Source organism: Wolbachia endosymbiont (group A) of Myopa testacea, from assembly GCF_964027115.1.
Lineage (GTDB): Bacteria > Pseudomonadota > Alphaproteobacteria > Rickettsiales > Anaplasmataceae > Wolbachia.
This window is the reverse complement of the sequence record NZ_OZ034729.1, coordinates 350,925-365,673: the sequence shown is the minus strand read 5'-3', so window position 1 is coordinate 365,673 and position 14,749 is coordinate 350,925. Positions and strand designations below refer to the sequence as shown.

At 35.0% G+C, this 14,749-nt stretch carries 14 protein-coding genes; 5 read left to right on the top strand and 9 right to left on the bottom strand.

Features of this window, described 5'->3' with window-relative positions; translation table 11 throughout:
- Positions 1–34: 34 nt before the first annotated feature.
- A complete protein-coding gene (locus tag AAGD91_RS01780) occupies positions 35–1,501 on the bottom strand; it encodes a proton-conducting transporter membrane subunit (protein WP_341821284.1) in 1,467 nt (488 codons plus the stop codon).
- 64 nt (positions 1,502–1,565) lie between these two features.
- Between AAGD91_RS01780 and AAGD91_RS01775 the strand changes: the two genes are divergently transcribed.
- The 3 genes from AAGD91_RS01775 (at position 1,566) to virB9 (ending at position 3,311) form a co-directional block, all read left to right on the top strand.
- Positions 1,566–1,880: an NADH-ubiquinone oxidoreductase subunit NDUFA12 family protein gene (locus AAGD91_RS01775; protein WP_064125427.1), complete on the top strand. Its 315-nt coding sequence runs from the start codon at positions 1,566–1,568 to the stop codon at positions 1,878–1,880.
- Positions 1,881–1,882: 2 nt separating this feature from the next.
- A complete protein-coding gene (locus AAGD91_RS01770; protein WP_341821283.1) occupies positions 1,883–2,338 on the top strand; it encodes an outer membrane lipid asymmetry maintenance protein MlaD in 456 nt (151 codons plus the stop codon).
- 187 nt (positions 2,339–2,525) lie between these two features.
- The gene (virB9, locus tag AAGD91_RS01765) at positions 2,526–3,311 is read left to right on the top strand and encodes a P-type conjugative transfer protein VirB9 (RefSeq protein WP_265033733.1); all 786 of its coding nucleotides are present in this window, start codon (positions 2,526–2,528) and stop codon (positions 3,309–3,311) included.
- A gap of 14 nt (positions 3,312–3,325) precedes the next feature.
- On the opposite strand, the gene AAGD91_RS01760 is transcribed toward virB9, so the two are convergent.
- The 8 genes from AAGD91_RS01760 to der form a co-directional block, all read right to left on the bottom strand.
- Entirely contained in the window at positions 3,326–3,922 is a 597-nt protein-coding gene (locus AAGD91_RS01760; protein ID WP_341821282.1) for a ribonuclease HII, read from the bottom strand.
- 6 nt (positions 3,923–3,928) lie between these two features.
- Entirely contained in the window at positions 3,929–4,909 is a 981-nt protein-coding gene (mraY, locus tag AAGD91_RS01755; protein ID WP_341821281.1) for a phospho-N-acetylmuramoyl-pentapeptide-transferase, read from the bottom strand.
- A gap of 122 nt (positions 4,910–5,031) precedes the next feature.
- Positions 5,032–6,354, bottom strand: coding sequence for a hypothetical protein (locus AAGD91_RS01750; protein ID WP_341821280.1), 1,323 nt, complete (start codon positions 6,352–6,354; stop codon positions 5,032–5,034).
- A gap of 4 nt (positions 6,355–6,358) precedes the next feature.
- A complete protein-coding gene (locus tag AAGD91_RS01745; protein ID WP_341821279.1) occupies positions 6,359–7,642 on the bottom strand; it encodes a hypothetical protein in 1,284 nt (427 codons plus the stop codon).
- Positions 7,597–9,255: a hypothetical protein gene (locus tag AAGD91_RS01740; protein ID WP_341821277.1), complete on the bottom strand. Its 1,659-nt coding sequence runs from the start codon at positions 9,253–9,255 to the stop codon at positions 7,597–7,599. The genes AAGD91_RS01745 and AAGD91_RS01740 overlap by 46 nt, the downstream gene beginning before the upstream one ends.
- Before the next feature lie 195 nt (positions 9,256–9,450).
- A complete protein-coding gene (locus tag AAGD91_RS01735; RefSeq protein ID WP_164224959.1) occupies positions 9,451–9,993 on the bottom strand; it encodes a demethoxyubiquinone hydroxylase family protein in 543 nt (180 codons plus the stop codon).
- Complete coding sequence (locus tag AAGD91_RS01730) at positions 9,968–10,498, bottom strand: disulfide bond formation protein B (protein ID WP_341821276.1); 531 nt, start codon at positions 10,496–10,498, stop codon at positions 9,968–9,970. The genes AAGD91_RS01735 and AAGD91_RS01730 overlap by 26 nt, the downstream gene beginning before the upstream one ends.
- Complete coding sequence (gene der / locus AAGD91_RS01725) at positions 10,495–11,820, bottom strand: ribosome biogenesis GTPase Der (RefSeq protein ID WP_341821275.1); 1,326 nt, start codon at positions 11,818–11,820, stop codon at positions 10,495–10,497. The genes AAGD91_RS01730 and der overlap by 4 nt, the downstream gene beginning before the upstream one ends.
- Positions 11,821–12,253: 433 nt before the next feature.
- On the opposite strand from der, the gene AAGD91_RS01720 reads away from it, so the two are divergent.
- Both AAGD91_RS01720 and AAGD91_RS01715 read left to right on the top strand, forming a co-directional pair.
- A complete protein-coding gene (locus AAGD91_RS01720; RefSeq protein WP_341821274.1) occupies positions 12,254–13,054 on the top strand; it encodes a hypothetical protein in 801 nt (266 codons plus the stop codon).
- 122 nt (positions 13,055–13,176) lie between these two features.
- Positions 13,177–14,703, top strand: a complete 1,527-nt coding sequence (locus tag AAGD91_RS01715) for an acyl-CoA carboxylase subunit beta (RefSeq protein ID WP_341821273.1) — start codon at positions 13,177–13,179, stop codon at positions 14,701–14,703.
- Positions 14,704–14,749 lie beyond the last annotated feature (46 nt).

Here is a 14,749-nt window from a genome sequence, read left to right as displayed (position 1 = left end):
TAAAGTATAGTAAAATATGAAACAAAGATAAAAATCAAAAAACCAACTTCTCAACTACTAACCGAATTGGAGTGCTATATATTCCAGTTACTATTGTTAAAGCTGCCATAAACAATAGACAGAAAAGCATAGGAAATGGCACATCATTAATTTTGTCCGGTGTCATTCCAGCGCTTGATGCTGCACTATTTTCAAAATACATTTTTTCTACCATCTTCCACATGTATATTAGTGCAAGAAAAGAACCGGCAGCAAAAGCTATCAGGGAAATCCACGCGCGAGATTCTATAACTGCTTTCATTATATACCATTTGCTTACAAAGCCATTTGTTAGCGGCACACCGACTAATGCTAAACTAAGTAGAGTAAACGCAAGTGCTGTATAAGGCATTGATTTCTTGAGTCCCGATAAATTCTCTATTTTTGTTGTATCAAATTTGTAAGAAATACATCCTGCAGCCATGAATAAAGATGTTTTTATTATGCTGTGGTTTACTATGTGAAGAATTGCTGCAAATACACCTGTTTTTGAGTTAAAACTCAGTGCTAAAATTATATAACCAATTTGGCTGACACTAGAATTAGCAAGCAGTCTTCTTATATCTTTTGCAGTTATTGCAGATATTGACCCAAATATAACAGCGCAAAGTGCGAGGATAATTATCACGTTGCTTAGTGATGGTTTAAATAAGAAGAAATTCTGATGGAAAACAGTATAGAAGATCCTAATGAAAACATATATCATCACTTTTGTCACTGTGCCTGAAAAGAATATGCTAATGAAACTTGGCGCCTCACTATATGCATTAATCAGCCACCTGCTTAATGGAAACAGTGCCATTTTAATTGAGAGACCAACAAAAATGAACAATGTGCCAAGTTTTATGATGTTGTTATCGTATAATGGAACTATTCTTTCAGCCATGTCAGACATATTGAGCGTTCCTGTCATGGAGTACAAAAGCCCAACACCAAACAAGTAAAACGTTGCCCCTATAGTGCCACTAATTAGATATTCAAATGCTGCAAACAAGGCTTTTTTATCCCTTCCCATTGAAACTAATACATAAGAAGAAAGAGATGAAATTTCCAAAAAAACATAAAGATTGAATATGTCGTTTGTTACTAGAATCCCGAGCAGTCCGCTTAAGCACAGTAGAAATAGAGAGTAAAAACCAGTGATTTTGTTTTTGCTAATTTCTTTTTCGTTAATATAAAAGCTATAAAGCACGCTAATCAGCGCTATAAAATTCACCAAAGTTAGAATCAAGGAGTTTAACACGTCGATTCTTAACTCTATTCCATGCGGAGGAGCCCAATTTCCAAGGTGATAAGTTATAATCTCGCCTCTATATGTTTTTATGAGTAGTATTGATGAAATGATAAGAGTGATTGTTGTTGCAATAAAAGAAATAAACCAAGATACCTTGTGTTTCTTGGTAAGAAAGCAAAACATTGATGCAATTATTGGTATAATAACTTGTAAAATTGGTAATTGCATTAAATTGTTGTTAATATATCGTTAAAGTATTAGTATATATAATACTTTTTGTTTTAATACTCTTATGTTATCTAAAATTTGTAACGCAATAAAACGCCTATTACGAAGAGAAGATAAATTTGTAGGAAGAGATGAAAATGGAAATTCTTACTATGAATCAAGTAAAGGGAAAAGGTGGATTATGTATAGCAGTGTTTCTGAGCCTACAACAGTGCCTCCGGAATGGCATATATGGCTTCACTATACTGATAATGTAGTACCAGTTAATAATAAAAAAAGAAAAGTAAAACATACTCCTAATTTAACGGGTACAAAAGATGCATACTATCCAAACCAAAAAGTGAAAAATTACTATAAAAGCTGGAGTCCTGATAACTAAAGATGCGAAGGTCAAATATACTTGAAATAACCGCTGGATTATTTGTATTGGTTTTCACTATTTTTCTGATTTTCTTTGCTATTGATAAGCTATCTTACATAAAGAAAAACTATAAGGATTGCTATAAAATATATGGTCTTTTTGCTAACGCTAACGGTATAGGAGTTGGTGATAGTGTCAAGATCTCTGGTGTGGACGTTGGAAGCATAACTGGTGTTTCACTTGACAAAGCTACCTACATAGCACGAATCGATATGTGCGTAAGCCGAGATATAAAGTTGCCAGTTGATAGCTCAGCTCTGATCACTAGCAGTGGAGTTGTTGGCAGTAAATTTGTTAATATATCACCTGGATCAGATATTAAACTAATCTTGCACAGTGGTAAAATAGAGTATACTCAAGCTGAAGCAAATATGGGTGGAATAATGGACAGAATTCTTGGTATGTTTACGAAGTGAAAATGGCAGGATTCCAAGTATATCCGTTCAGGTGAAGCCTCCTGTAGTTCTAAAGTATTTAAGGAGTTTGCCTTATTTCTTGTCTTTTCTACCCCTTGCTAACCTATAATTGGGGTTTATAGTACAGCTTAACAGTTGCAGTGCATGTCTATCAATGATAAAATGAAGGTTAATTTATTTTGATATTATGATTGGTTTACTGTTTGCCGTACTGTTGTTTTTTTGTGGTAGTGATGCACTTGCAAAACAGGAGCCACGTTCAATAGCTGGAGATAATCACATAAAGGTAATAAATTATAACCCACAAGCTATACATAAGTATACGGGTTTTTATGGTTATCAATCCAGCATATTGTTTGAACCAGGGGAGGTAATACAAAACCTTTCAATGGGTGATTCAACTGGTTGGCAACTCCTTCCTCAAGGTAACAGATTGTTTATTAAGCCTATAGATGATATTGCCGATACTAACGCAACTATAATTACCAATAAAAGAGTTTATTACTTTGAACTTCATGCTGAAGAAGCAACTGGACTAGATGATCCAAAATTAGCATATGAAGTAAGGTTTCTTTATCCATTATTTAGCAGTGATGAGATTTACACAACAAATAACGGCGATATCTTCGAACAAGCTAGTCATACCATTATTCCTGATATAAACGACATTGAAGTTGTAAAGAAGGGCTTAAATTTTAATTATTCCATCTCGCACGTTAAAGGCAGTCAGTCAATAATACCAATTAAGGTTTTTGATGACGGAAAATTTACATATTTACAATTCAATAAAACAAACTCTGATTTCCCGGCAGTTTTTATGGTTGATTCTGCAGGGTATGAGTCTTTAGTAAACTTCCGTACAGCTGACAACTACCTGATAATCGAAAGGGTGAGTTCAGTGTTTACCTTAAGGAATGGATCAAGTACAGTTTGCCTATTTAATGAAAACATGCCTTTCAAAAAAGGTAAGTGATTACTATCTAAAGGCTATAATGCCCGAGATATGGGTGCAAAGTTTTTTCTATGATGTTCTGTAATTCCATAAAGGCCAATAGCGTTAAGGTGCTCTTTTGTCCCATATCCTTTATTTTTATACCAATTATATTCAGGATGCTTATTGTGCAATTCTTGCATAAGCCGATCTCTCGTAACTTTTGCAACGATTGAAGCTGCTGCAATTGATGTACTCAAATTATCACCATTTACTATGGATTTCACTTGCCATTTCACTTCAGGTGGTTGATTACCATCAATTAGCACATAATCTAATTCTAGGTCCAGGTCTATCAACGCACGTTTCATTGAAAGTTTTGTTGCTTGCAAGATATTGTATGAATTTATTTCTTCTACGCTTGCCATTCCTATACCAAATTTTGCAACGGATGTTATTTTTTCATATAGGACTTGCCTACATTGAGGAGTCAACTTTTTCGAGTCGTTGATTCCATCAATAATTGTATTTCTATCAATAAACACTACGGCTGCGGATATTACTGGACCAGCTAGCGGACCTCTTCCAACTTCATCCACTCCTGCTATCACTCCTGATAATTTATTTTCTAATGTAAAGTCTGGGTATTTCATAGGTTTTTATAGTAAGAAAGTTATAGTAAAAACTGAACAGATAATAGAAATTATCCAAAATTTCATAACGATTACATTTTCTGACCATCCCTTCTTCTCAAAGTGATGATGTATTGGTGCCATAAGAAAAACTCTTTTTCCTTCTCCATACTTAAACTTTGTATATTTAAAATATGATATCTGAATAATCACAGATAGAGTCTCTATTACAAAGATTATTCCAATAACGGCAAAAAGCATTTCTCTTTTAATTAGGACACTAGTTAACCCTAAAGCTGCGCCTACCGACAAGCTACCAACATCACCCATAAATATTTTTGCTGGATGTGTGTTAAACCACAAGAAACTTAAAATAGCTCCTATAAATGCAATGCAGAATAAAGTAATATTCATATCTGCTTGAGTTATATATGCAATTAGCCCCAAAAAAGCAAAGGAAGTGATGACTTGAGTTGCAGCAAGGCCATCCAAACCATCTGTGAGATTCACAGCATTAGCAGAGCCGACAATTACAAACGCAGCAAACGGAACATATAGATAGCCAAAGTCGATTATTACTCCTTTAAATAGAGACGTTTTTGTAAAACCTTCAGCAGAGTATAGCTTAAGTATAGACATACTAACCAGAGTTACAATAAACTGGATAAGTATTTTGGTTTTTGCACTTAAACCTCGATAGTGATTTGTCTTCAATTTTAAATAATCATCAATAAATCCAAGTAGAGCAAAAAATAGAGTTATCAATATCAGCAGCAAAATTTCTAGTATTAACTGAGCCCAGAGTAAAATTGGTAATAAAGAAGAAATCAGTATTATTATTCCGCCCATAGGTGGTACATTCTTTTTTGTTATTAAATGACTTTCTGGTCCACATGATCTAATTGGTTGCCCATCTTTACTTATTTTTTTTAGAAGCTTTATAAAATAGGGAAAAAGAATAAACCCAAAAACAAATGAGGTAAAAAATACTTTTGTAGCTAAGATCATCTGCTTACTTAAATTGACTAAGTATCATACCACCTATAGCTAATAAAGCCAACTTCTGTCATCCTATAGCCTGACCATATTATTCCTTTTCACTTCATTCTTTCCTAATTTGGTGCGTATAATTACAATAACTCTGGAATAGTATGAAGAGTTATATTGTCATCTTCTGCAAAACAAAATTCGCTATTTGCATCTGTCCATGTATACATTTCTTTTAGATTAATCTCAGAAGAATCATAAACACCATACTCTGCTTTTGTATGGTAATCACAATACTGAAACTTACCCTCTTTATTGAAAGAGCCAAATTCATCAATTAATGTAGCCATTTTCCTACCTTTTTTACCACTTATGAATTCGAACACGGCAACTGAATAGTGACCTGGAGAGCCTGGTTCAGGAGATTCTTCTGTAATAAAAAACGATGGTCGATGACTAAATAACTCGCTGAGATTTGGATTGTATTCTTTTTTTACACAATTTAAACTGATGAATTTATATTCATCTGAAACGTTCGAATACTGGGGATCGTATTTTTTGTATTCAAAGAATTCATTACCTAAAAAATTACAAAACGTTAATTTATAATCATCATCATTAAATTTAATAACTTTTAAATAGTGAAAATCTCTTGGGATAACTACCTTCTCTTGTGTAACATGATTACGCATAATCAATTGATCATCGAGCATGTAGTAACCTATTTTTGGTAAAGTAGCTATGGGCTTATCATTCAAGGCAACATTTGCTTCATAGATGTTATCCGATAACTCTTCCCCTTTTTGCAAAGTGAATTTCTGCTTTTCGTTGTTAGTCTCGGTTAAATTGCCTATTATTGTTGATACATCACTTATTGTTAATACACCACATTCATCTTTTGTGTATTGATACTTATAGCAGCTGCTATCTTCACACACTGGAAGACACTTTCCATTTTTGTCTGATATATAGATATTGTCATCTTTTATTGTAAAATAAAGTCCACCATTTTCTCCTTTGATCTTCTGTAGTACTGGATCATTTTCATCATTAAAATTGATGAAGCTTAGCATTCCATTTAACTCAGTTCCATCGTCATTACTAATTATAAAATCAATAGCGAAATTTTCACTACCTTTTATGTTCTTGCGTGAAATTAATGCTTCTTCTCCTGATTGAAGCCGTTTTATAATATTCTCCTGATTTTCACCTATGATAGCTTCTTGTTCTATAACAAAGTTTCCTCCATTTAGTTTCAGAGCTGAGTCTTCTGTACATAAAACTATTTCATCACCCTGCCTCTGTAACTTTACATCATTAATAGTATCACCCAACTCAGCCGTACCAATGTGTGAATGGATAGTATACTTGTTGTTATTAATCTCTAACCTGTAATATGCAGTAGGAAGTTTGATCAGCTTCTTATAGAGCGGATCTTTATTATCTATTCTAAATGTATTTCCCATACTATTACCTTAAACAATTAACAGCCTTCAGATCAATCGCCTTGAAACTACTTGAAGGAGTGACATCGCTCATAAAACTCCTTGGCTGCTCGTTATCTGTTGCTGTTTTCTCAATATTAACAACCCCCCTTTGTTGCTCATTGTTTTCTAATATTCTTTCCATAAGATCTTTAAAAGTAGTCAAAAATCTATCAGTTTGTTTGTAATTTGGACATGATTTTTTTGCAGATAAATATAAGAGTTTTAACAGCTCGTTACGACTTTCATCATTAAATAATGACCTATCTAGAATGGTTGACTGTAGTTTTACTGGATCAAAATTTAGGCTTTTCTTTGGAATGCCGCATTTTGAAGCTGTTTCTTCTAATACTTTTTCAAATTTTATAGCAATATCTGCTGCATCCATTACTTTTGCCACTTGATTAAGCTCTTGTATTTTATTCTCTATTTTATATTCATCTTGTTTTACAAAAGGATAAAAGAAATTTATTACTTGAGATATAAATGAAGTTGGTCTACCTGCTCCACTTGTCACTGGCAGATTGTCTGAATTTTTAATTTCCCTCTTCTTTCTACGTGCAGTACAAACCTGATCTGTAGGGTTTGTTTTACAAAAGATATCTTTTGCTTTACTGTAGAATTCCTTTGTGTCTTGATGCAAAGCCTTTGTGTCTCGTTGCAATTGCACTACTTTATTCTTAAAAGTTTCAGCTCTTTTTGTTAAATTCACTGTTTTATCATGTAGTTTTGTAACATTACCTTCAGCGTCTTGAGCTTCTTTGGCAGATTTTTCAGAAGCGGTTTTAGCTACCTCTGCTGCTTTCTGAGCATTCTGAATTTCAATTTTTGTTTGATTCGTCTTGAGCAGAAACTGATCAGCAACTGCAGCACCTATTCCATCTTCTCCCTTTGAGCCTTTAGGACCAGGCGCTCCTGTGTTGCCTTTAGGACCTACTAGACCTTGAGCACCTTTTTCTCCTTGCGTGCCATTAAAGCCTTGTAGACCTGGCAATCCATCCATTCCTGGTGCTCCAATTTCACCTCTATCTCCCTTGAGACCAAAATCACCTTTTATTCCAGGCATCCCTGGTAATCCATCTACTCCTTTGTCACCTTTTAATCCATCTGTACCTGGCACTCCGGTATCTCCTTTATCACCCATATCGCCTTTTGGACCTATGTCTCCCTGATCACCTTTTATTCCAGGCATCCCTGGTAATCCATCTACTCCTTTGTCACCTTTTAATCCAGCCGTACCCGGCGCTCCGGTATCTCCTTTATCACCCATATCGCCTTTTGGACCAGCATCCCCCCTTTATTACCAGACATACCTGGAGCACCATCTACTCCTTGAGGACCTACTGGACCTGAATCTCCTTTATCACCTTTAGGACCTACTAGACCTTGAGCACCTTTTTCTCCTTGCGTGCCATTAAAGCCTTGTAGACCTGGTAATCCATCCATTCCTGGTGCTCCAATTTCACCTCTATCTCCCTTGAGACCAAAATCACCTTTTTCTCCTTGTACACCTTGCGTACCATTAAAGCCTCTTGGACCTACTGGACCTCTAAGACCAGGAGCTCCATCTGCTCCTTTAGAACCCGGGGTTCCATCTTTACCAGCTTTACCTTGCGCTCCTTCTTTACCTTGCAAACCAGATTCACCTTTCCAACCTCTCAGCCCTTTAGGACCACTACTACCTTCATTACCTTTCTCTCCCTTTGCTCCACTTGGGCCTTGTGGCCCTTTAAGCCCTAAATCACCTTGTTTGCCTTTAGGCCCTTGATCACCCTTCGCTCCACTTGGGCCTTGTGGCCCTATATCCCCCTTTGAGCATTTCAATCCCGGTTCTCCACGATCTCCTTTTGGACTCGTTATACTCAACCCTGGCATTCCCTTTTCTCCCTTTGGACCTTGAGGACCTTGCTCACCTTTTCGACCTGGAAAACCTGGAAGTCTAGGCATTCCTTCTACTTGTTCTCTATGTCTTAATTGCTCAATTTGCTCTTTTAAATATTGAACTTCTGCTTTTAAGTCTTCAAATTCTCTAGTATTCACCACATCAACCTCCAAAAAGTTACCAAAATTTTCTAAGTTATAATAATAAGGATATAAAGCTAAGTTATGATCGTATTTATACCCAAAAGAATTAGGGTTTAACGAATAGAAGTTTTTGCATTCGCCATTTTCATCCGATATGCAACCAACATAATTGCTGCCTAACTTTTCTGTTGCGAAATAGCTATTTTTCACATTCAATCTCTTTATTTCATGAAAAGGAAATAATTTGAAATCATCACTTCTCCAATCGAATATTGGAACAACATTATTCAACATACCAACCTTACTACCAGTGGAGTTATGTATTTCAACGCTCTTATAAAATTTGTATTCAGATTGTGATTCTTTAAAAACATTGTCTCCAATTCGTATATCAAGTCTACTGCCAATAAGACTCATATTTTTACTACTTATTACATCTTTTGGATCTATTAAAACCTTACTACTTTCAAGTGGTTTAAATTTTATAGAACGTGTATCATAATCATATACATGAACATATTCACCATTCTTGCGGGATTGAGGTGTAAAATCAATAGTAGCTATACTAATAATATTGCCATCATGGTAATAATAGTAATATTCACCTGAGTCAGTAACCAAAGCTAACTTGTTGTCATCTCCTACTTTTTCTAGCTTTAGTTGTAGTCCTTGAGATAAACCATTCAGCACCTTTTGTGTTCTACAGCTATGGTCAATCACAATAAGGCGCTGATCTATAGGCTCATCAATAATAACGTAAGATGTAGTAGGTAGACTAACTGTTGTTTCGCTATTTACTCTTACTTTAGTAGTTATCACATAACGAGGTGCGTTACTACAGTCTTTACCCTGGGGCATCTTCCTTTTCTAGTTTAAAACGCATTTTCCCTTCCTTTGTGGTCTATGTTTTAGACACAGTTAATTTACAAACACTAATTATTGATTAATAATGGTGATATGTAAATATAGTTATAAAATAATTGTTACACTTGAATTTCTTCCTGGTTTCTGTTGTCATCATAACATTAAAAACACTTTAAGAAAGCTGCTTAGTTAAATTAACTTGGACAAGTAAATAGCAGTTTTGCAGCCTGTTTTTATGAATGAAGATAAAATGTTGTAGCCAAATGCGCTTTCAGCATTGTGCTGAATTGCAATATCTCTGTGTTCTAGCTCCTCATCGCGGAATTTACTTATAGTTTCTCTTAATTCCCCATCTTCTAAATGTGAAACTTGCTCTTTGTAGTGCTCCCCTATAACTTCTTCAACTGCAGCAGTGCAAGCCATAGCAGCTTTTTTGCCCATAATGGCAGTTGCAACGCCAAGTGACACTCCTAAAACACGCCAAACTGGCAACAAAACAGTAGGACGAACTTTTTGCTCTTTGATTTTCTCATTAAAATAGTGAAAATGCTTTTTTTCCTGCTCTTCCATTTCAATTATTTCATTGATTATAGAAGATTTTTTAAGAATAAATTTTTGACCAGAATAAATGCAAATAGCTCCATATTCCCCAGCATGATTTACTCTAATTGCCTGTTGCAAGAACTGATTGTTGCTGCACCTTAAATTATTTAGATTTCTTTCTTTCTCCACAATACACCTTACCTGATACGAACAGAGCTGCTATGAGATAAATTAAATTCCATGTTGCTAAGGAAACACCTAGAACGTAATGAGGTCTGTCACAAGATGGAGAGTAATTAGGATTTAGTAGATTATTTCTGAGCTCTTCTATACTAACGTTACCACTTGCTTGCTCTGTACAACCTAAAACATCATGAAATAAGTGGAGTTCAAGACCTACATGATAAAAAGATATTACTGCACCTATGAGGTAGCTGCAAAACATTGCATAGATTAGAATTTTGTTGTCTTTAAGCATGCATACTACTGCAAGTAACCCTGCAACATAGTAAACTACCCGCTCGTATGTACATAACTTGCATGGCAGCATGTTGAAAAAACATTCTAGCACATATGCAAAAATTAGAGCAAAAGCACTTGATAGCAGAAAGATTGTAGGAATTCTGGAGTTATTACACACGACTTTAAGTAAATTATTATAAAGACCCCTGAAAGTATAAAGCAGAGTATTCATTTTGCATAGGGATTTTTACTTTTTTTCAAAAGTAATCTGACTGGTACACCTTCAGCAAAGAAATTTTTTCTAAGGTCATTAATTAAATAGCGCTTGTAACTTTCATCAACACTTTCAGGTATGTTACATATTAAAGAAAAAGCTGGAGGTTTAGTACCAATTTGAGCGATATACTTCATTTTAACTGCTTTACCTTTTACAAGCGGGTGAGAGTGCCTATCTAAAGCATCAATTAGCCACTTATTCAGTTTTGCAGTGCTGACTTTCTTGTTCAAAGATTCACTCACTTCAAGACACTTATCTATCACATCGCCGCAGCGCATGCCTTTCAATGCAGAAATTGTTACAGTTGGCACTTCCAAGAATAACCGAGTCACTTCCTGTTGTTTGACAAATTTTATTAACTTACTTCTGTCATCCTTACCTATTAAATCCCACTTATTTAAAACAACAATAATCCCTTTCCCTCCCTTAATTGCAGCTTCACCAATTGATAAATCCTGCTGCTCAATACCAACTAGGGAGTCTAGCATTAAAACTACCACATGAGAGCGCTTGATTGATTCTAAGCTTTTTTCAACAAATCTTGATTCTAAGTCATCTATAACATTCGCCTTTCTGCGGATTCCTGCAGTATCAATGAGAGTAATTAGCTCCCCATTATGATCATATACAATATCTACAGAATCACGTGTGGTGCCTGGCTCTGAATTCACTATTACTCTGTTTTCTGTAAGTAGGCTGTTTAAAAAAGTTGATTTTCCGACATTTGGGCGACCGATGATTGCAATTCTAAGTTTACTGGACTCACTGCCCAATAGATCAGTGTTTTCGTTCAAATTTTCAATAACATCAGCTAATGCATCATAAAGATCAACCATGCCAAGATTATGTTCGGCAGAGATATACACTGGGCCAAGAAAATCAAAAAACTGCAAATAATCAACATTTTCAGACTTATGACTCTCGCATTTATTTGCTATCAGTATCACAGGTTTATTTATTTTTCTCTTCAGCCACTTTGCAAATTCTTTGTTTTGCTCATTTTGCACTTTTGCGTCAACAAGAAAGAAAATTATATCTGCACTCAATAAAGAAAACTCTATTTGCTCAATAACTTGTAGTGAAAAACTAGTTTGGTCGTTCCATCCTCCTGTATCTATAACTTTAAACTCTAAATCGCTAATTCTGCCTATTCCTTCTCTTCTATCTCGTGTAACCCCTGGAATATTGCTGACCACCGCTGCTTTTCTTCCCACCAATCTATTAAAAAGAGTTGATTTACCAGCATTTGGTAGGCCTACTATAGCGATTTTTAGCATAATTTAAGAGCACCTTCTATACACAGTAAATTATAACCGAAATCTTGCAATTTAACTATTGACTTTGTAGGTTATATCAATATTCTCAAGTCAAGATATTTTATCTTAACTTTATTATGTAAAATGGAGGAGTTATGTTAGGGCTAGAGCAAATAGAAAGTGTAGGTAATGGAAAATTAGAACAACAAGGGTCACAAAAGCGTTCATATAAAGATATAAAAGCGTCCAGAAAAGACGGATGAATTCCTATTAAGTAGGACATTATATAAACAAATTGAGAGAGAGAAGCGGAAAAAGATCCTAAAGCAAGTAGAAGATATAGAAGAAAAATATAAAGTGCTTTCTGATAGTCAGACTACGGGAAAATGGTTGACGAATTACTAGAAACTGTAAAGCTTGCATATCAGGACCAAATTATGTTTGGTATGGTTTGGTGCATGGTATACTATCTAATGAAGAAAAAGAACGAGCAGCAAAAGAAATATCACTGATAGGGCACTTGATAAAAAATATAGACCTAATCAAAAGACAAAATTTAAGCCTTGAAAATAGTAAAAAAGAAAAGTTGGATTCTCTTTGCTCAAAGATAACTGATTTAATTTCAACAGGCACGTATGTGAGTAAAGAAATCTTGGACTTGTGTTGCAACAATATACCAATAGATTCGGCTCTAGAAGAAAAGCGTAACAGCTACTTATTGAGCCTAGAGAAAGCTGTGTGTGACAGTATTGAAAATGACAAAAAAGAAGGAATTGTAGTAGAAAGAGATAATAAATTTTATTGTGTAAAATGTCCAGAAGAAAGTGTGATCACTCCTGCAAAGTTTATGAATTCTCCGGAATTTAAGGATTTAGAATATGGTGCATTGCGAATGGGAGAAGGAGATAATATAATTCGGACACGAAATGGGCAATATCATGATATGAAAGGTAGAATAAAAATGACTTTTAAACTTGGTAATGAGAAGCTCGAGATGTCTTTGTTCTCTAAAAAAGCTCATGAACCTGAAAACAACGCATTAAATTTTGGCACAATAATGGTGCATATGGATGATAAAAGTTGTGAAGTTTTCTTAAAACATTATGAAACTCTAAAAAAGCAACCACGTATAGAAAAGATCATTGGTAGAGCCAAAAGTTTTGTCGAAGAGAAAAACGGAAAACAAAGTGAGCCATTTAGTGTTCTGGAAGAAGTTAGTGCATTCAAGTGCGCTCACTGTAATCATCATCTTTAGGTTAAAGTTTTAATGGTTAACATGTACATACACTGTTGCATATAGCAATAGTGTATGTGTATAGTTAATAGGGTTTGTAAACTTAATAAAGTCTACAACTAATTTGAAAACTACTTTATTGTATGCAAGACTTTGAAATACTAGAAAATCTAAAAACCAAAGCACTAGAAGCTGAAAAAGGAGGCGGTTCTAACAGAATCAATAAACAACACGAAAAAGGGAAATTAACTGCTAGAGAAAGGCTCAGTATATTGCTTGATGAAAATTCGTTCGAAGAATACGATAAATTTGTGAAGCATCACGCAACTGATTTTGGCATGCAAAATGCTAATTTTTTAGGTGATGGAGTAGTGATTGGTCATGGTACTATTTATGGCAGAAAAGTTTTCGTTTACTCGCAAGATTTTACTGTCTTTGGTGGGTCACTTGGTGCGTCACATGCAAAAAAAATATGCAAAATTATGGATATGGCAATTAATGCCAGGGTTCCAATTATCGGACTAAATGACTCTGGTGGAGCTAGAATTCAAGAAGGAGTAAATTCCCTTGCTGGTTATGGAGAAATTTTCCAAAGAAACGTAAATGCATCGGGCGTTATACCACAAATCTCTTTAATTATGGGTCCATGTGCAGGAGGGGCTGTTTATTCTCCAGCATTAACTGACTTTACTTTCATGGTAAAGAATAGTTCATACATGTTTATAACCGGACCAGATGTAGTAAAAAAGGTTACCTATGAAGATGTAAGATTCGAAGACCTCGGTGGAGCAAAAATTCATACAAGCAAAACAGGAGTGGCAGATTTTGCATTCAATAATGATGTTGAGATGCTACTCAAAATGCGTGAATTCATTACCTTTTTACCAGCAAATAATCAAGAACCACCGAAATCTGTACCAACCTGTAATGATGTTAATGAGATTGATGAATCCTTAAACACTCTAGTTCCTACCAATCCTAACACTCCTTATGATATGTATGAACTTATTGAAAAAGTTTGTGATGAAAGGAAATTCTTTGAACTAAAACCTGATTTTGCTCGTAATATCATAATTGGCTTTAGTAGAATTGGAGGAAATACTGTCGGTATTGTTGCAAATCAACCTATGCACCTTGCAGGATGTTTGGATATTGATTCTTCAAGAAAAGCTGCAAGGTTTGTAAGATTCTGTGACGCATTTAACATTCCTATCATCACACTTATTGATGTTCCGGGGTTTTTACCTGGTACAAATCAAGAATACAATAATATAATACAACACGGAGCAAAGTTGCTTTACGCTTACGCTGAAGCGACCGTGCCGAAAATTAGCCTTATCACTAGAAAAGCGTATGGTGGTGCATATATCGTTATGAACTCGAAACATTTAAAAGGTGACATAAATTATGCTTGGCCAACTGCTGAAATAGCTGTAATGGGCCCTGAAAGTGCAGTTGAAATTATATTTAGGCATGAAAAAGACCAGCAAACGTTAATCAAAGAATATAAAGAGAAATTTGCTAATCCATTTTTTGCTGCATCACATGGATACATTGATGACATTATAGTGCCAAGTAAAACAAGGCATCACTTTCACAAAGCATTAGAGCTACTCAAAAACAAGAAAGTAGAAAGGATATGGAAAAAGCATGACAACTTACCTCTGTAACTTTCTTTTAGGCCTTGCTTGCAAGTTATGCAATATTATAAGTGTA

What these genes read in the sequence shown, in the direction of transcription:
- mraY (WP_341821281.1), bottom strand. Translation starts at nt 4,909, where the DNA reads ATGATCTTAGCTACAAAAGTATTTTTTACCTCATTTGTTTTTGGGTTT.
- AAGD91_RS01715 (WP_341821273.1), top strand. Translation starts at nt 13,177, where the DNA reads ATGCAAGACTTTGAAATACTAGAAAATCTAAAAACCAAAGCACTAGAA.
- AAGD91_RS01760 (WP_341821282.1), bottom strand. Translation starts at nt 3,922, where the DNA reads ATGAAATACCCAGACTTTACATTAGAAAATAAATTATCAGGAGTGATA.
- der (WP_341821275.1), bottom strand. Translation starts at nt 11,820, where the DNA reads ATGCTAAAAATCGCTATAGTAGGCCTACCAAATGCTGGTAAATCAACT.
- AAGD91_RS01770 (WP_341821283.1), top strand. Translation starts at nt 1,883, where the DNA reads ATGCGAAGGTCAAATATACTTGAAATAACCGCTGGATTATTTGTATTG.
- AAGD91_RS01745 (WP_341821279.1), bottom strand. Translation starts at nt 7,642, where the DNA reads ATGGGTGATAAAGGAGATACCGGAGCGCCGGGTACGGCTGGATTAAAA.
- AAGD91_RS01775 (WP_064125427.1), top strand. Translation starts at nt 1,566, where the DNA reads ATGTTATCTAAAATTTGTAACGCAATAAAACGCCTATTACGAAGAGAA.
- AAGD91_RS01750 (WP_341821280.1), bottom strand. Translation starts at nt 6,354, where the DNA reads ATGGGAAATACATTTAGAATAGATAATAAAGATCCGCTCTATAAGAAG.
- virB9 (WP_265033733.1), top strand. Translation starts at nt 2,526, where the DNA reads ATGATTGGTTTACTGTTTGCCGTACTGTTGTTTTTTTGTGGTAGTGAT.
- AAGD91_RS01730 (WP_341821276.1), bottom strand. Translation starts at nt 10,498, where the DNA reads ATGAATACTCTGCTTTATACTTTCAGGGGTCTTTATAATAATTTACTT.
- AAGD91_RS01780 (WP_341821284.1), bottom strand. Translation starts at nt 1,501, where the DNA reads ATGCAATTACCAATTTTACAAGTTATTATACCAATAATTGCATCAATG.
- AAGD91_RS01740 (WP_341821277.1), bottom strand. Translation starts at nt 9,255, where the DNA reads ATGCCCCAGGGTAAAGACTGTAGTAACGCACCTCGTTATGTGATAACT.